Origin of the sequence: Shewanella sp. SG41-3, assembly GCF_014164545.1 — a bacterium.
Taxonomy (GTDB): Bacteria; Pseudomonadota; Gammaproteobacteria; order Enterobacterales; family Shewanellaceae; genus Shewanella; species Shewanella vesiculosa.
In genome coordinates, this window is the sequence record NZ_JACJFJ010000006.1 from 125,071 (window position 1) to 143,268 (window position 18,198).

Annotated in this window: 17 protein-coding genes and 1 tRNA gene; 7 read left to right on the top strand and 11 right to left on the bottom strand. The window is 40.9% G+C overall.

The annotated features are described in order from the left end of the window. Positions 1-229 precede the first annotated feature (229 nt). The 5 genes from H5164_RS13235 to H5164_RS13255 form a co-directional block, all read right to left on the bottom strand. Positions 230-1,606, bottom strand: a complete 1,377-nt coding sequence (locus tag H5164_RS13235) for a UvrD-helicase domain-containing protein (RefSeq protein ID WP_182756598.1) — start codon at positions 1,604-1,606, stop codon at positions 230-232. Then, positions 1,603-3,294: an ATP-dependent endonuclease gene (locus tag H5164_RS13240; protein ID WP_182756600.1), complete on the bottom strand. Its 1,692-nt coding sequence runs from the start codon at positions 3,292-3,294 to the stop codon at positions 1,603-1,605. The genes H5164_RS13235 and H5164_RS13240 overlap by 4 nt, the downstream gene beginning before the upstream one ends. A gap of 191 nt (positions 3,295-3,485) precedes the next feature. Then, on the bottom strand, positions 3,486-3,761 hold the full coding sequence (locus H5164_RS13245; RefSeq protein WP_182756603.1) for a transcriptional regulator: 276 nt from the start codon (positions 3,759-3,761) through the stop codon (positions 3,486-3,488). A 486-nt stretch (positions 3,762-4,247) separates the two neighbouring features. Next, entirely contained in the window at positions 4,248-5,591 is a 1,344-nt protein-coding gene (locus H5164_RS13250; protein WP_182756605.1) for a tyrosine-type recombinase/integrase, read from the bottom strand. Positions 5,592-5,678: 87 nt separating this feature from the next. Further along, positions 5,679-5,768 (bottom strand) — tRNA-Ser (locus tag H5164_RS13255). Positions 5,769-6,096: 328 nt separating this feature from the next. Here H5164_RS13255 and punR point away from each other — a divergent pair. From punR to H5164_RS13285, 6 genes are all read left to right on the top strand, one after another. Further along, positions 6,097-6,999, top strand: coding sequence for a DNA-binding transcriptional activator PunR (gene punR / locus H5164_RS13260; RefSeq protein WP_124015962.1), 903 nt, complete (start codon positions 6,097-6,099; stop codon positions 6,997-6,999). A gap of 204 nt (positions 7,000-7,203) precedes the next feature. Beyond that, complete coding sequence (locus tag H5164_RS13265; RefSeq protein WP_124015961.1) at positions 7,204-7,863, top strand: Bax inhibitor-1/YccA family protein; 660 nt, start codon at positions 7,204-7,206, stop codon at positions 7,861-7,863. 65 nt (positions 7,864-7,928) lie between these two features. After that, a complete protein-coding gene (tusD, locus tag H5164_RS13270) occupies positions 7,929-8,318 on the top strand; it encodes a sulfurtransferase complex subunit TusD (protein WP_182756607.1) in 390 nt (129 codons plus the stop codon). 19 nt (positions 8,319-8,337) lie between these two features. Next, a complete protein-coding gene (gene tusC / locus H5164_RS13275) occupies positions 8,338-8,694 on the top strand; it encodes a sulfurtransferase complex subunit TusC (protein WP_182742940.1) in 357 nt (118 codons plus the stop codon). A gap of 26 nt (positions 8,695-8,720) precedes the next feature. Then, complete coding sequence (gene tusB / locus H5164_RS13280) at positions 8,721-8,999, top strand: sulfurtransferase complex subunit TusB (RefSeq protein ID WP_404948427.1); 279 nt, start codon at positions 8,721-8,723, stop codon at positions 8,997-8,999. Beyond that, a complete protein-coding gene (locus H5164_RS13285; protein ID WP_182756611.1) occupies positions 8,993-9,331 on the top strand; it encodes a TusE/DsrC/DsvC family sulfur relay protein in 339 nt (112 codons plus the stop codon). Before tusB ends, H5164_RS13285 begins: the two co-directional genes overlap by 7 nt. 342 nt (positions 9,332-9,673) lie before the next feature. On the opposite strand, the gene serS is transcribed toward H5164_RS13285, so the two are convergent. The 6 genes from serS to lrp all read right to left on the bottom strand — a co-directional run bounded on the left by serS (position 9,674) and on the right by lrp (position 16,759). Beyond that, a complete protein-coding gene (serS, locus tag H5164_RS13290) occupies positions 9,674-10,960 on the bottom strand; it encodes a serine--tRNA ligase (RefSeq protein WP_182756613.1) in 1,287 nt (428 codons plus the stop codon). Positions 10,961-10,978: 18 nt separating this feature from the next. Further along, positions 10,979-11,353 (bottom strand): fluoride efflux transporter CrcB, encoded by a 375-nt coding sequence (crcB, locus tag H5164_RS13295; protein WP_124015955.1) that lies wholly within the window; start codon positions 11,351-11,353, stop codon positions 10,979-10,981. Further along, a complete protein-coding gene (locus tag H5164_RS13300; RefSeq protein ID WP_182722806.1) occupies positions 11,346-12,677 on the bottom strand; it encodes a replication-associated recombination protein A in 1,332 nt (443 codons plus the stop codon). Before H5164_RS13300 ends, crcB begins: the two co-directional genes overlap by 8 nt. Positions 12,678-12,684: 7 nt before the next feature. Continuing rightward, positions 12,685-13,329 carry an outer membrane lipoprotein chaperone LolA gene (lolA, locus tag H5164_RS13305; RefSeq protein WP_182756615.1) on the bottom strand — a complete coding sequence of 215 codons (645 nt, stop codon included), beginning with the start codon at positions 13,327-13,329 and terminating at the stop codon, positions 12,685-12,687. An 11-nt stretch (positions 13,330-13,340) separates the two neighbouring features. Next, complete coding sequence (locus tag H5164_RS13310; RefSeq protein WP_182756617.1) at positions 13,341-15,989, bottom strand: DNA translocase FtsK; 2,649 nt, start codon at positions 15,987-15,989, stop codon at positions 13,341-13,343. 272 nt (positions 15,990-16,261) lie between these two features. Then, on the bottom strand, positions 16,262-16,759 hold the full coding sequence (gene lrp, locus H5164_RS13315) for a leucine-responsive transcriptional regulator Lrp (RefSeq protein ID WP_124015951.1): 498 nt from the start codon (positions 16,757-16,759) through the stop codon (positions 16,262-16,264). A gap of 178 nt (positions 16,760-16,937) precedes the next feature. On the opposite strand from lrp, the gene ald reads away from it, so the two are divergent. Beyond that, complete coding sequence (ald, locus tag H5164_RS13320; RefSeq protein WP_124015950.1) at positions 16,938-18,053, top strand: alanine dehydrogenase; 1,116 nt, start codon at positions 16,938-16,940, stop codon at positions 18,051-18,053. Positions 18,054-18,198 lie beyond the last annotated feature (145 nt).

Below are 18,198 nucleotides of genomic sequence, written 5' to 3' on the forward strand. Positions count from 1 at the left end.
CAAAGCGGCGTTTTGATGGCGATTGTGTACGCCCAGCATGGGCATGAACTAATGAGGTGAAAGTCCTCTGTGGGAAGTTCACTCCTGCTAAATTTGAAGAAACGTTTTTTTGGAACAACAGACTGTCGAGTAAAAGCTGGGAAGTTCAAGCCTTATTTATTTCACCCTAATACCCAATACTACTCAGGCGTCAAAAAATATCTCTTTATTCAGTGTGAGCAAAATCAAGTCAGTCATGATAGACGAAACCGAGTGCTCCAATGGAATCTCTCACCACAGCCATGTCAGAATCAGAGAGTAGTTCATGATCTAGGGCCAATACCAATTCCTTCTTTGCCCGTGTAAGCGCTACATAGACCTTTTTCCACTCTTTGTTAAAGTAACTGGCACTAGCTAGCTTGTTTTTTGTTAGATATTTCATTACGTTAGGTGTAACCACAATAACGCAAGTATCGGCGTCCAGCCCCTTAACAGAGTCAATACTTTGTATTTTAAATTGTACGTTGTCTTCAGCACATTTATTACATAGTTCGTTTAGTTGATGATAGTGATAGCCATTTAGTGCTAAAGAATTCCTGGTTTTCAGCCTGTTTATTGCTACTCTTGCACCTCCTTTAGCGACATCATCTATAAAGTCGGCAAAAGCTGCTTTGACAATTAAATTTTTGTCCTTCTTATGATTAGACTCACGAATCATTTCCTCAATCTCTTGTGGGAACGAATGTTTGATCTTAGATGAAGTTGAATAACGACCAGTTCTTTTGTCGATACAAACAATCTGTTTAGTTTCTATATATCCATTTAGTAACTCGTCGTACCGAGCATCGACTGATTCTACGTACGATAGCTCACCAACAATTTCTGATAATGACTCTTGCTGCTGATCTGCATAGCAGAAGCTGTTTGAGACAGCTAGGATTTCCTTGGGTACTCGTCTAGTTTGATTATTAATCTTTAATATCGTTGCGTATTGCTGCACTGAGACTTTAGCTACGAAAGTATCAAGTGCAGTGGGATACTTGATCGCTTGCTTTGGATCTCCGATCATATATACGTCAATGCCATTGCAGCCAAGTATCTCAAATATTCGCAACGCATCGCTATCTAAGTCTTGGACTTCGTCGATGAATATCTTGTCAAAGCAGTTTTCAAGAATAGCCAGGAGTCGTATAACCTTAGCTCTCTTCGCTCTGGTGTTATGCTTGCTAACTTTCTCATCAACAATTTGTTTGGCGATGTTGTAGACGTTCTCTGCGTGAATGACATTTCGTTCTCGCAGCCGTCTATAAAGACTATTTTTATACTTAACATCACTTGGCAATATCATAATTGAAGCGTCGTTATAGACATCGCCGAGAGTGAACGATGAAAACGGGTAGATAATTTCGTTCAGTAAAAAGCTATGCACTGTTTGTATGTAAAGATTTGGCGGGATAAATCCATGCTGTTTGATCATCTCTTGCTCGATCTTTGCTGTTGCCGAGTTTGTGTACGTCAAAGCAAATGTCTTTTTATGGTTAGTACAAGCTTTAATGTGTTCTACCAAGGATTCAGCTAATCCGTAGGTTTTACCAGCTCCAGCCCCTGCAATTTGCACCTCAATCATGATACAGCCTCAATGACCTGAGCAATGTGAGCGGGTAGATTGATGTCTAGTGGTTTTTCTTCATCTACCATTGCATCACATACATCTAACATTCTTGCTGTTTTACCATTGATCATATGGTCTGATACTTTTTTTACGTCTCCTTCCATGCTGAACAAACTATTAAGTAAAGCCAAGTTGTCCTTTGCTTCAACCAAATCAATCTCAAGTGTGTAATTCGTAGTAGTTCTTACAGTGACATTAAGATGAGAAGTGTCATAGGCATCATGTTTTGCTTTCGCTTTATCTGAATTGTCATAGTCACGAATAATACCGATTTTTTTGTTCGGGTTATCTTTGTTTAGTACAAGCCATATATCTAGGAAGGTAGCATAGCCACGTTGGCCAATAGCCATAATATCAATGTCGTTAAGAGCGGCTTTTTTCGATAGGTATGTGCTAATTAACATTTCTTCAGTTGGACCTTCAACAAGAATGACCTTGTTTGCGAACAGGAGTTTAAGGATATCGAAGTTCGGTCTCTTTCTTAGGTAGTCAACTAACTTAGTTGGAGTGTCTGACAAGCTAATCGCTTTCTCACCAGTAAAAGCTAACACATTAGAAATTTTTAGCTTGTTGATTATCGACGGATTGTGAGTCGAAATAATCGTTTGCACAAGCGAACCACTGTTATTTGAACTTTTCTCAATAAAGTCTCTTACCAGGCGAAGATTGTTTACACTCAAGTGAGCTTCTGGCTCCTCTATACAACATAGGTTGAAAGTATCACCGCACGATTTGTAGTAAGCGAAAAGGATCAGTATGTAGATAAGGTTTCTTTGTCCCAAGCCTTTTTGGTAAAGGAATTCATTGCCGTATTTGAGAGTGATGTTGGACAAGATATTCTTTAGGTTAGGCAGATTAGGAGTACATTCAAGCTGTTGGATAATACTGTCGTAGTTGTCAAAGTCTGGATTGGTTCCGATGATTTTGTCGAATGTTTCAGTGTTTTCGATAGCACTAAAGAACTCAGAGTACGCAGTGTTGATTTGGCTCTTGTCATCATCGTTTAGTGTGTTCATAAGAAGTTTTGTAAAAATGCTATTAGACTTCATTGAACTGCTTTCGGAGAAATCATCTCGCTCAGCATTAATACTATGGATACTAACGTGTTTTAGGTCACTATATGCGATAGGCTTTTCGTTATTCACAGATACTATTTGGTAGTCATATAGCTCGATAGGCAGTATAAACCAGTTAATGTCGTCGATTGTTTTACCGTCAAGCGACTTCTTAACGACTTCAAGTAAATCTATGTCGTTTTTTGGCTTAAAGTCATATCTGATTTTGTATGTTTCTTCGTCACCATCTGAAACCAGCCACTTAGCTAGTATTGCCGTTTCATAGCCATCTTGAGGATCTGCGAACTCTAATGTCACTGACACTTTTGGGATCTTCTGGGGCTGATCTGCATCGTTGTTGATTACTGACGTCAAGAAGTCAATAACAGCGTCTTTATTGATATCCGAAATGCTCAAACGCTTCTGATTGAAATCTATCTGATTGCCGCTCAGTGGTAACGAAAGTGCAGTGAAGAAGTTTGTCTTGCCCGTGTCGTTTTCTCCAATAACAACAGTTAGCTTTTGTAATTGAGCCTCAAAAGTTCGAAAGCTACGATAATTATTAATCGTTACCTTTTTGATGTACATAAGAATTTCCCTATAAAGCATACGAGCGCATATGCCATTAATGTACTACAAAAGGTCAAATTTAAATAAGCGTTTTACCATAATGATTACATTATCTAAGATTAGCCCCACATACCCTCGAACAATAGAAAATGTATCGCAAAACCATAGATGAGATTTAACTATTAAACTCACAATGGGGCAACTGTGAGTTACATTGGGAAGTGTTCATTTTCATATGTTTCAACTAATGAAATCCATTTTTCGAGCTCAGAACATTCTGCGGTATTAGGTATTGCATCAAACAATCCTTCAATTTTCTTTAATGCTGCACGATACTCATCATCAGAACTCAGAGGCGTATCTTCGCAATCCGTGATAATTTCATTTCCAACAGAAGGAGAATCAAGCCATTCAGCTAAGTCATCAGGTCTTGGTGCCGTTATGTCACATTTTGAGAGCAATATATTGAGTTTAGTATTCTTCATTATCAATTCTTCTCTTTGAATCGTCACCGTTACAGCAGCCACTCTGTAGTATGACTGAAATTGGGTCTAATTTATCCTGACACTTTGGGGCATAAACGTTTTAGCAGGTTTAATGCAGAATCCCTATATCTTTAAAAAATAAAGGTCCAGCTAAAACTACTTACTCACTCTTTAACACAAATTTTTTACTCTCAGTGAGAGCAAAAAGGTTTGTTTCGCACTCCCCTGTAGCTGATGATAGCTGGGTTGCAGAGCATTTAAGGCAATTTATTAAATAAGCAATGTTTAAAATACTTATTTGATTTACCTGTTATTTTTCGCACTCACTGACTGCGAGCCATTTTCAATACCATTATATTTCGCTCTCTGCTGTAGCGAAATAATTACAGTTTTGGCAGTGTTTGTGCCTCAACTGACACTGTTGCAGTCAATTGCGGCAAGCTTCTTTTCGAACTTTAATGTTTATCTATTTACAACACCCGATCATCAAATGTCATATTCAATTCTATCAATATCCTTGAGCAATGCAGCAACCCTTACATCTTTGCCGTAACGACTGAAAGTGATGTTGGGATTAGCGTGACCGACGATTTGAGCAACGATGTGCTCGCTGATATCCAGTTGCTTCATTTCATCGATAAATGTGTGTCTGAAGCCGTATGACGTGGGACGCAGGTTCGCTTGCATGCCTATCTCGGTTTGAAGCTTGGCGAGCTGTTTACAGTAAGTTTTTGACCAATCTTCAATGATGCCGACAGGTTTATAATCAAACAGCTGAGTATGAGTTGATTTTCTTTGCTCAACAAACGCAATAAAACCTTGCTCAAGCAAGTATTTGTGAATGGGCACATAACGTTTGGCATTGAGGTTCTTTAATCGTTGTACAGCACCACTGTCATCAATGCTAATACAGTGTACGCCATCGATTAGTTTGATATCTCTAGGTTTGAGCTGGCAAGCTTCTGAAGGCCTTAAACCACCATAAAGCATTAATCGGGTGACCCATTTGAAATCAGTTGTTGAAGCCTTGAATGATGAACTGCGAAGTAGTTGCTTAAGTTCAATGTGCGTCCAGCGGTCTCTAGCTTGATTCGGTTTAGCTTTTGGTTTTTGTCCGACAGTAACACTTTCAAACGGGTTGTGGCTGCAATAGATCATTAACTGGCACCACTTAAAAAACTGGAATACGGCAGCTAAGTACTCTTTATTGCTTTTGTAGCTTCGGCCTTGCGTTAGCAACTCATCACGATAGGTCATCGCATCTGCGCTGGTTACGTCGTGAACGCATTTATGCTCAGAGTTAAGTTTAGATTTAGGTTTGGTTTTAAGAGCGGGTTTTGATGATACGGTATCAATAAAATGGCGTATGCGTTGTTCAAGTTGCTTGATAGACAGCGGCCTGATGGCTGATTTTTGTTTTGAGATAATAAATGCGCTTAATGCTTCGTTTAACCCAAGAACAGGCTTTGTTTGCGCGATTGCTGTGGTTTCACGGTATTCTGACAGCTTAGCGTCCCTAATAGGGATAGCATGAGATTTAGGCGTGATGTTGAACGTGATATCAGAATCAGCTGCATCAAACTGAGCTCTGAGATGGTTAATGACCTCATCAACGTAGCGAATAAAGTCATTAATACGGGTTTTATGGTCAATAGACTTAATGATTTTTTTGAGTGTTCCGGCAACATCAATATTGCGGATGACCGCTTCTGCTCTATCTCGAGTCAGCAACGACACTTTTACATCAAAAGGAAAGCCTTTATCGCGAAGCGACTTGGCTAAACAGATACGTGTGAAATACACGTTGTTGGGTGCTCGATAAAGATACATTGTCTGAGTCAATCCTTATGGAGAGCCCCTCAAACGCCAGAAACAAAAAAAGCCGTTGATAATCAACGGCTTTTCTCGTATTTAATGTGGCGGAGGGATAGGGATTTGAACCCTAGAACGGGATAAACCGTTGCCGGTTTTCAAGACCGGTGCATTCGACCACTCTGCCATCCCTCCGAGCGGGCGAATAATATGATAATGCCCCTATGGTGTAAAGAGTAAATTGCAAATAATTTGTTAAGTGGCTATTTTATGCCCAAGTTCAAATCCCCTTTGCACATCTGCTATTAAACATGGTTTACAAAGCTCAGCTTGCTTGATGGTATTCACTCAATAAACACCCATAACCCGCTATTTGTAATAACACCTGTTTAAGCCACAACAAATAGCCATTAGCTTAATGCAAATGTGATTAAACGGTCGATAACAGCGACTTTGCTTGATTTGATTTAGGTTAATGTTTACCTTTACTGCAAGTAATGTTGCTAATGCCAAGGATAGCGAGATGCTTTCAGAACAAGCATTCGAAATGATAGATATTGTGGCCCGCGTAGGCAGTTTTACCGCCGCCGCAAATAAATTAAATAAAGTGCCCTCTGCGGTGAGTTATGCCATTAAGCAGATTGAAGATGACTTAGGGGTAATATTGTTTGAACGTCATCATCGCAGCGTGAGTTTAACCCCTGCTGGTGAACATTTTGTCGCCCAGTCTCGTGAGATCATGACCAAACTTAATAATATTAAGCGTGATACACAAAAAGTGGCTAATGGCTGGCGCCCTTCATTGTCCATTGCGATTGATAATATGGTTCGTGCCGACAAAATAAGTGGCTTAATAGCTGATTTTTATCGGCATTTTACCGACATTGAATTGATTATTCGCTTAGAAGTATATAACGGCGTCTGGGAAGCATTGTCTACAGGAAAAAGTGACATCGCGATTGGCGCTACCTCGAGTATTCCTGTTGGTGGCACCTTTAAATCTCGCGATATGGGGATGATCCAGTGGTCTTTTTTAGTCGGTAAGAATCATCCTTTAGCTAAAGCTGAGCACGCGTTAACCGATGAAGAGTTATTACAATATCCGTCAATCTGCCTGCAAGACACAGCGCATAATATTGCACATCGACCGAATTGGTTATTGAATAATCAACGTCGAATTGTGGTACCCGATTGGATCAGAGCGATAAATTGCTTTAGAGAAGGTTTAGGTGTGGGGTATATGCCATATCATTTAGCCGATATCTTTATCAAAGCTGGTGCGCTAATAGAAAAACAGCTCGCTACTCCCAAACAAGACACCGCCTGCTGTTTAGCTTGGAATACTGCCAATATGAGCCCTGCTCTACAGTGGGTATTAGATCACTTAGGTGACACTGAAAAACTGAAAAAAGAATGGCTTAGCTAAACAGATTATGCAAAATATGTTTTTGTTAATAACATTACTTATCGAATAGTTTATGATAAATTAGCGCCTATTAAGATGATGTTTGTTATGAATTAATTTTTGTTTAATGTACATTGCTTACGCTATAGAAAAAGATTTAGCTTCAGAGTGAGAAAGATTCTTTTCTCGTTGAGCAAATCATTGAGTTAACACCTGGAGACGATAATGAATCAACAATCAGTTATATCACCCAGTCTATCGACGACTGATGTCAATAAAATGCTAAAAAACACCTACATGCTTCTGGCGATGACATTGGCATTTTCTGCTGTTACTGCTGGTTTAGCCATGGCGATTAACCTTGGCCCAATGATGTCATTAGGTTTATCGCTTGGTAGCTTAGTATTGTTATTTGTGACCCTAAAAAAAGCCGATAGTGCTGCAGCCATATTTTGGGTATTTGCCTTTACGGGTATGCAAGGTGCGTCACTCGGTTATATTTTAAATCATTATGTTGGTATGGCGAACGGCCCAGGGCTTATCATGCAGGCGTTGGGCTTAACCTCAGTGATTTTCGTATCACTGTCGGCTTATGCTTTAACCACCAAAAAAGACTTCTCATTTATGGGCGGTTTCCTATTTGCCGGTATGCTAGTGATGATCGGTGCTGTAGTGATTAATATTTTCGTCGGTAGTTCAGTATTATTTATGGCAATGAATGCGGGTATTGCATTGCTTATGACCGGTTTCATCCTCTACGACACTAGTCGTATCGTGAATGGCGGCGAAACCAACTATGTTCGCGCGACCATTTCATTGTACTTAGACTTTTTGAACTTGTTCATGAGCCTGCTACATTTGTTAGGTATGGGCAACGACGATTAATCGTCGATAGAGTTCATTGGTAAATTACGTTAAAATGACCCTACATTAGGGTCATTTTTTTTATAATGAGCAAATTCATCATTCAAGTAAACGGAAGTGTTTATGGCTCAACAGCCAGCTTTCGTGCGTTATCTTTTTGCCAAAGCGCATTAGCTAACGGTCATCAAATCATCAATGTCTTTTTCTATCAAGATGGCGTAACCAACAGTAATGCCCTTACTTGTCCGGCATCTGATGAAATAGATATGCACTCACATTGGCAAAATTTGTCAGCGCAACACGCAATACCATTAACCAATTGTGTTTCAGCAGCATTGCGTCGTGGCATACTCTCACCACAAGATGCATCAGAAAATGGTAAGCCACAGTGGAATAGCAGTGGCGCATTTACCATGGGCGGCTTAGGTGAATTAGTGGTCGGTATTGAACAATCCGACAGATTAATTAGCTTTTAAGATATTTGTGGAATAGATAATGAAATCACTGGTGATTATTTTTAGACATGCACCTTTAGGCACCACGAGTACTCGTGAAGGGCTTGATTTTGCTATGCTCAGTGCCAGCTTTGAACAACAGGTGAGTATTGTGTTTACCAATGAAGCTGTATTGCATTTGCTGGCAGGCCAAACACCTGAGCAAGCAGGATCGAAAGATTATGTGTCGGCGTTTAAAGCGCTATCTCTTTACGATATTGATACCGTGTTGGTTTGCGCTGAATCAATGCACACATTAGGATTGCAGCCCAATGACCTCAGTATTGCGGCAACGGTAGCGACGCCAGAGATGATTAGGCAAACCCTGCAAGCGGCTGATGAGGTGCTAGTATTTTGATATTACATCATATCCAAGCATCAGTAATGAGTGACGATGCCTTAAGTACATGCCTGCGCTATATTCACCCTAAAGACAGTATTTTATTGTCTAGCGATGCGGTGAATTGTTTATTACAACCTCAATGGCAACAGCGTTTAGCAAATATTACACTGTTTGTACTACAAGATGATGTTGTCGCTAGGGGGTTATCCGATCGCTTGATGATTATTTTAGCCAATAAAGCTGCGGGTGATTTTGATATTATTGACTATTCACAATTTGTTGAACAATCTTTGCGACACGATAAGGTGATAACTTGGTAAACTTTTTTGAATTTAATGGCCTGCAAATTGAAACCGATCATCAAGGCTACTTAAAAAATATCAATGACTGGCAAGAACCTATGGCAACTGTGATTGCCGCCACTGAGAACATTGAGTTAACCGCGCAACACTGGGAAGTTATTCGTTTTGTGCGTGATTTTTATCTAGAGTACAAAACCAGTCCTGCTATTCGTGTGCTGGTTAAAGCTATCGGTCAACGATTAGGAGCCGATAAAGGTAACTCTAAATATTTGTATACCTTATTTCCTGGGGGCCCGGCTAAGCAAGCAACCAAAATTGCTGGGCTGCCCAAACCTGCTAAATGTTTATAGTTAATTAAAGCCTACAAAAAAGCCCGCTTAAGATAACTTAAGCGGGCTTTTAAATAATTAACCTCAATAAAGATTATTTAGGGAAAATGTTTTCTACCACTATCAATGCTGCTTGAGCTAGTTCAACAATTACCAACAAAATAAAAAAGAAGATAACTGATAAATAGATAAGCCTACGATTATCACGCCGACTTGAACCCATTGCTGGTTGTACCAATCCTTATCAATAATGCTCAACTTAAACAAAGTGGCACCAATTTAAATACTCTAAGTAAGCCCAAATATAATGCGTTGTTACCTCACTCTGTGCTCATAGCAATAAGCACAGAGTGATTAGAGAACCTAGCCAATAACGCTTAAGCCGCCCATGTATGAACGTAATACCTCAGGTACTGTGATAGTGCCATCTTGATTCTGATAATTTTCAAGCACGGCAACTAATGTCCGTCCCACTGCTAAACCAGAACCATTTAAAGTGTGCAATAACGCAGGTTTGTTATCTACCTTGCTACGGTATCGAGCTTGCATTCTGCGTGCTTGGAAGTCTTTCATGTTTGAACACGATGAAATTTCACGGTAAGTATCTTGTGCTGGTAACCACACTTCAATATCAAATGTTTTACTTGAACCAAAGCCCATATCACCAGTACATAACACCATAGTGCGGTGTGGCAAGTTTAATAACTGCAATACTTTTTCAGCATGTGCGGTAATTTCATCTAACGCATGCATTGAATTGTCTGGATGAGCAATTTGCACTAATTCGACTTTGTCGAATTGATGCTGACGGATCAAACCACGGGTGTCACGACCATAAGAGCCCGCTTCACTTCTGAAGCATGACGTTAATGCGGTCATTTTTATGGGTAGCTCACTTTCATCAACAATCATGTCGCGCACATAGTTAGTTAATGGCACTTCTGCGGTCGGGATAAGTGACAAGCCTTGGCCTTCTTCTGTTGCAGGTTTGGTGTGAAATAAATCTTCACCAAACTTAGGAAGCTGACCAGTACCTAACAAGCTGTCTTCGTTAACCAATAGCGGTACATAGGTTTCGCTATAGCCATGTTCAGTGGTGTGTAGGTCTAGCATGAACTGACCTAAAGCACGATTTAAACGGGCGATTTGGCCGCGCATGATAATAAAACGTGAACCAGTAATTTTAACGGCACTTTTAAAATCTAATCCGCCGAGTGCTTCACCTAAATCTAAGTGATCTTTCACTTCAAAGTCGAATACTTTTGGTGTACCCCAACGACGCACCTCTACATTGTCATTTTCATCGGCACCAATTGGCACAGACTCATCAGGCAAGTTTGGTATGCTCATGGCGATGCTATTGATTTGTTGCAATAACTCAGCAAGTTCAGCTTTCTTTGCATCAAGCTGCACACCTAAATCCCCTACCTGCGCCATAATGGAACTGGTATCTTCGCCACGAGCTTTAGCTTGACCAATCGACTTGGAGATCGCATTACGCGACGCTTGTAAGTCTTCTGTTTCTACTTGAAGCGATTTACGCTTTTCTTCAAGTTTGGTCAAATTATCAACCTCTAAAATAAAGCCACGAGTGGCTAAACGCTCGGCGGTGACGTCAAGTTCATTACGCAAAAATTTTGGATCTAGCATGTTGTGAGTTCTTTTTAGTTAAACGCGAGAAAATATAAGTTGTTGACCTACATACACCATAAATAGACATAAGGTGACATTCAACAACACATTTAAAATAGCTTTATGCCATAAGCCTTCTTGCAACAGCAGTAAGGTTTCATTCGAGAAAGTTGAAAATGTAGTTAATGCGCCCAATAGGCCAATGCCAACAAGCGCTTTAATTTCAGGGCTAACATGACTTAACTGCCCTAGCGCATAAACTACGCCCATTAAAAACGATCCCAGTAGATTGACCAACAGTGTACCAAAAGGAAAACTGCTTCCAAATAGCTGGATCATAAAAATTGATAGAAGATAGCGTAAAACTGCACCAATTGAACCACCTAATGCCACCAAGATCACATTAGTCATAGCGTTTGTCCTCGCTTTGTTGATCAAGCTGACGCAATTGCCCTAATTTATCTTGAATGCGTTTTTCAAAACCTCTGTTCGTTGGCTGATAAAACTGGCTGTGTTGCAATGATTCAGGGAAGTAGTTTTCGCCGGCAGCATAGGCCGCGGGTTCATTATGAGCATAGCGATATTCTTTACCAAAACCGATTTCTTTCATCAATTTTGTCGGCGCATTACGCAGATGATTAGGCACAGGTTCGTGTCCAGTTTGCTTAGCAAGCTCACGGGCTTGATTAAACGCACTATAAACGGCGTTACTTTTGGGCGCGCTGGCTAAATACAACACGGCTTGAGCAATTGCGCGTTCGCCTTCAGCGGGTCCGATACGGTGATAACAATCCCATGCGTTAAGTGCAACTGTCATGGCAATAGGATCGGCATTACCAATGTCTTCTGAGGCAATGGCCAATAAACGACGAGCAACATATAAGGCATCACCACCACCTTCTAAAATACGGCAATACCAATATAACGCCGCATCGGGCGCCGAGCCGCGCACAGACTTGTGCACTGCAGAGATTAAATCGTAAAATTGATCGCCATTTTTATCGTAACCCGCTGCTTGATGGCCCGCAACTTGAGTGAGCATCTCGGTGGTAAACGCACTTTCATCTGCAACTAAATCGCTCATTAACTCGATTAAATTAAGTGCTTTACGTGCATCACCCTCGCTAATATCGGCTAATTGCTTAGCCACTGTGCTAGGTAATGTTAATTGGCGTTTGCCTAAACCACGTTCAACATCAGTTAACGCTTGAGTCACAATTAAGCTGATTTCATCGGAGCTTAAGCGATTAATAAGGTAAACACGCGCCCGGGATAACAAGGCGTTATTAAGTTCGAATGAGGGGTTTTCAGTGGTAGCACCAATGAAGATAACCGTGCCATCTTCAATAAAGGGTAAAAATGCGTCTTGCTGGCTTTTATTAAAACGGTGTACTTCATCGACAAATAATAAGGTACGTTGACCGCGACTTTGGGCCACGGCTTTGGCTTGTTCAATCGCCGCACGGATCTCTTTCACCCCAGAAGTCACCGCAGAAATACGCTCAACATGGGCGTTTGCATAATGGGCAATAAGCTCAGCTAAGGTGGTTTTCCCGGTACCGGGCGGGCCCCACAGTAACATTGAGTGGGCTCGATTTGCCTCTAGCGCCTTACGCAGTGGCTGGCCCTCACCCAATAAGTGTGCCTGACCTATGTATTCACTAATATCCCTTGGGCGCATACGCGCAGCCAAGGGGCGAAAGTCTGGGGCGAAATCAAAACCTAAGTTAGCCATAAACTGCTTAGTGAGCTTGCTTTAAGCGTTGATCGTCTATATCGACGTTATCAGGTACAGCAAAATTAAAGATATTGGTCTCGTCTGCTTTTACGCTGCGCTGCTCAGTGAGCGAAAATTGGCTTAAATTACCTTGCTCGTCGGTTAAGTTAAATTTGACTAACTGCTTGGCGTCAAAGCACACACTAACAGCAATAACGTTACTGTTGAGTTTCTTAGGCTGAATATCAAAACAGCTAGATGTCGCATTAATAACTCGTTTGGTGACTGAATATTTAGCCCATGTGGCTTCATCTCGATGCACTAACAAAGCCATCGGCGATGCATCAACCGCTTGAGCAACATCCATTACGGTTACTTCTTCGGCGAAGGGGTTATAAATCCATAAATTAGCGCCATCGGCCACAATCAAAGATTCATCTGGCTGAGTTAAATGCCAGTAAAATTGATTGGGATATGCCAGGGCAAATACACCACTGCCAGTTTGGATTGGTTTATTATTAATATCGGTAACTTGCTGGGAAAATGTCGCATGCAAACTATCAATGTTAGACAGTTTTGCTCGTAGCTCAGTGGCGTCATCGGCCTTCGCGGCAAAGCAAGTTACGCTGGTGGTTAATAATAGGCTCAATACAGCAAAACGTTTATTCATTATCATTCCTATTATGATCTCGGTGGCGGTGGAGCCAATACTTCACGATTACCATTATGACCTTGAGCTGTAACAATACCTTGGCTTTCCATCATTTCAATAATACGGGCGGCACGGTTATAACCAATTTTAAATTTACGCTGTACGCTAGAAATAGAGCCACGGCGCGTTTCGGTAACAAACGCAACGGCATCATCATATAACGCATCTAACTCTTCTTCACTGTCTGAGGTTTCACCGGGTAACAATACTTGCTCGCCATCGGTGGCGCCGTTAAGAATGTCGTCAATGTATTGCGGTTTGCCTCGAGCACACCAATCGGCAACCACTTTATGAACTTCGTGATCATCAATAAACGCTCCATGAACACGATTAGGTAAACCGGTACCAGGTGGAAGATACAGCATATCCCCCATACCTAATAAGGTTTCTGCACCTTGCTGATCAAGAATGGTACGAGAATCAATACGTGATGACACTTGAAACGCAATACGGGTTGGAATGTTAGCTTTAATCAGACCAGTGATCACATCAACCGATGGCCGCTGTGTCGCCAATATTAAGTGGATCCCTGCAGCACGAGCTTTTTGAGCAATACGGGCAATTAACTCTTCAACTTTTTTACCAACAATCATAATCATGTCAGCAAATTCATCAACCACCACCACGATAGATGGTAGCTTTTCAAGCGGCGGCGCATCATCTAACATACTTTCAGATGACTTCCATAATGGATCGGGAATGTACTCCCCTTTTGCAGCAGCATCTTTAATTTTGATGTTGTAACCTTTAAGGTTACGTACCCCTAATGCCGACATTAATTTATAACGTCGCTCCATTTCACCGACACACCAACGCAATGCATTAGCAGCTTCTTTCATGTCGGTAACCACTTCACAGAGTAAATGTGGGATCCCCTCATACACAGATAATTCGAGCATTTTAGGGTCAATCATAATAAAGCGAACATCATCCGGGCCTGATTTATACAATAAGCTGGTGATCATCGCGTTCACACCCACAGACTTACCAGAACCTGTCGTACCGGCAACCAATAGATGAGGCATTTTACCTAAATCAACCACCACAGGTTCACCGGCGATGTCTTGACCCAGCACCATAGATAATGTTGATTTGCTGTCTTTAAAAGCGGCAGAATCGAGCACATCACGCATAAATACGGTTTCACGGAATTTGTTTGGCAACTCTAAACCGACATAAGCTTTACCAGGAATCACTTCAACAACACGCACGTTTTCAGATAATAATGAGCGGGCTAAGTCTTTCGAGAGATTGGTAATTTTAGAGGCTTTAACCCCAGGGGCTAATTCAAGCTCAAAGCGAGTAATCACCGGGCCAGGATAAACGCCAACAACATTGGCGATAATATTAAAATCCGCCAGCTTTGCTTCAACTAATCGAGCGACTTGCTGAAGTTCGGCTTCACTAATAGGGTTTTTCTTGCGATCAGGCACATCAAGCAAGGTAATGCTTGGTAAAGGATCCATTTTCTGGCGAGCTTGTTGCGTGGTTTGACCATCGATTACCACTACGCCGTCAACAATTCTGGCTTCTTTTTTCGGTTTTTGTTGTGCAACTAATGCCCCCTTTGAATGAGGTTTGGCAAAAGCTTCCTCAAATGGTTCATCACTATCAGAGTGATTCATACTCTGAGCAATATCGAGGTCATCATTGTCGTCGTCAAGATTGAAGTCAACGTCGTCTTTTGTCGCGACCCAAGGCGCAAATGGCGTGTCTTCATGATCAAATTGTATTGACGGTTCTTGACGATCGTCACTATCAAACTCTTGGTCATCAATGTCTGAAACCGCAATATCTTCAGCGGGTTTAGGCTTGCGACTAAAGAAGCTACGTTTCTTTTCTACAACCGGCGGTTTCTCGACTGCTTGTTTAATATGGATTGGCGTTTTAACTGGCTTGTTAGATTGAGCTCTTGTTGGCTCATGTTGATCATCCATTTCGTTACGACGTTGGGTAAATTTATCCACTAATGAAAGGAAGCCTTTAGTATCTTCGGTTTCTGTTTCACGTTTAAATAATTTAGGTAAATGCCATATTTTCTTGGCACACCAGATAGAACCTAAGCCGGTTAATTCAATAATGGTTAACCAACTAATCCCAGTCGCTAAAGTGAAGCCTGCGCCAAAAAAACACATTAGCAATAATGTGGTTCCTAGCTTATTAAAGTACGGCAGCATCGCCTGACCAATCACATCACCAGCGACCCCACCGGCTGAAAAGACGTACATATTGTCGGCATTCATACTGACCAATGCAGCTAAGCCTAACAACATCAAAATAAAACCAATAATTCTTAATCCGACTGAAAAATAATCTATTTCAAACAAACGATGTGCACGATTAAAAATAAACCAACCCGTGGTGGCTATCATAATAGGAATTAAAAAGGCGATGAAACCAAAGAAGTAAAACAGCACATCTGCAGTCCAAGCGCCAACAGCACCAGTCCAGTTGTGAATTTCACCTTGGAAATGCGACTGACTCCAGCCTGGATCACTTGGATTAAAACTGGATAATGCCAATAGAATGTATGTCGCGATCATGCAACATAAAATAAGGCCACCTTCAAGCAATCGTTGAAGGCCACTGAGTGTTTTTAGACTATTTTCCTGAGTCAAACGAAAGAATCCATAAAAAGTGAAAAATAAGGGTTAAGATAACAGAATATCACTGTATTTGCAGTGATTATGCACCTTGAATTAGTCAAGCTCAATCGATTGTTATACCGAATTAATCCAGAAACAAAAAAGCCTTAACGATTACTCTCAAGATGATGATTTTATATACAAAGATTAGTTCTATTTGATTAGATGATGAATATAAGTGGACAATGGTCATCTATATTCATCAATCAGCGGCTAAAGACTTGATGGGAGATTAAACTGTAGGATTAGCCTAAGTTGTATAACGCGACCTTATTCGTCTGTTTGACCTCTTCCATTACCACGTAAGTACGAGTATCTGAAATTGAGGGCAGTTTCAGCAATGTTTCACCTAATAAACGCCTATAAGCAGACATATCTGATACTCGAGTCTTTAATAGGTAGTCGAAATCACCAGAGACCAAATGGCATTCTTGGATATCATCGAGTAATTGTACTGCACGATTAAAGCGGTCAAAAATATCAGGAGTATCACGATTAAGGGTGATTTCAACAAATACTAATAAAGAAGCACCAAGGAAATGTGGATTAACCAGTGCAGTGTAGCCACTTATAAAACCTTGTTTTTCAAGCCTTTTCACTCTTTCTAAGCATGGAGTTGGACTCAACCCCACTCGTTTTGATAGTTCAACATTCGAAATGCGACCATCCAATTGAAGCTCATTTAAAATATTGCGATCTATACGGTCTAAATCTTTTACTGAAAAGCTTTTACTATTTGCCATATATTTAACCTTGCTTTGTACTTAAAACAATATTTTTGTCTATAAAAAGTGCAATTTCAGCAGCATAATCTGCTAAAGCAGCACTATACTAGAGTGGCTTGAAATAAGCACGTTCAGGTCACAATTAATAACAATTATACCCATTTGAAGTGGGTTTTATGTCAATCGAGGCTCAAAAATGATTATTGGTGTTCCAACAGAAATCAAAAACCACGAATACCGTGTAGGCATGGTCCCTTCAAGCGTACGTGAATTGACCTTAAAAGGTCACGATGTTTTTGTACAATCAGAAGCGGGTGTGGGGATTGGGTTTACCGATCAAGATTATATAGACGCTGGTGCCTCGATTTTAGCCACTGCAGCTGAAGTTTTTGCTAAAGCAGAGATGATTGTAAAAGTAAAAGAGCCGCTAACCGTTGAACGTGCAATGCTACGTCACGACCAGATTTTATTTACTTATTTACATCTTGCACCAGATTTAACACAAACAAATGAGCTAATCGCCAGCGGTGCTGTGTGTATTGCTTATGAAACCGTAACAGATGACCGTGGTGGATTACCATTACTTGCACCTATGTCAGAAGTGGCTGGGCGCATGTCAATCCAAGCTGGTGCTCGTGCTCTTGAGAAATCATTAGGCGGACGTGGTATGTTGCTTGGTGGTGTACCGGGTGTTGAACCTGCTAAAGTTGTCATAATTGGCGGCGGTATGGTAGGTACTAATGCTGCACAAATGGCTGTAGGTATGGGTGCTGACGTTGTTGTATTAGATCGTAGTATCGATGCATTACGTCGCTTGAATATTCAGTTTGGTTCTGCTGTAAAAGCGATTTACTCAACAGCGGATGCCATTGAACGCCATGTATTAGAAGCCGATCTTGTGATTGGTGGTGTATTGGTTCCTGGTGCAGCGGCACCAAAATTGATTACCAGAGATATGGTTAAGCGTATGAAGCCTGGTAGCGCGATTGTTGACGTGGCAATTGACCAAGGTGGCTGTGTTGAAACATCACACGCAACGACGCACCAAGACCCAACGTATATTGTTGACGACGTTGTGCATTACTGTGTGGCAAATATGCCAGGTGCAGTTGCCCGCACTTCGACGTTTGCATTAAACAATGCAACGCTTCCTTACATTATCAAGTTGGCGAACCAAGGTTACAAACAAGCATTATTAAATGACAAGCATTTACTTAATGGCTTAAATGTTATCCACGGAAAATTAGTCTGTAAAGAAGTGGCTGAAGCATTAAGCCTTGAATTTACTGAACCTAAGAGCATGTTGGCTTAATTTATTTTGACCTAACATTGCCTTACTAAATAAAAATGCCGCATTAATTGATGCGGCATTTTTTTTACTTCACTATTCTGATTAAGAAAATGAACTTATCAACCAGGATATGAATAAATAACTTGCTGGCACCACTCTACTCATC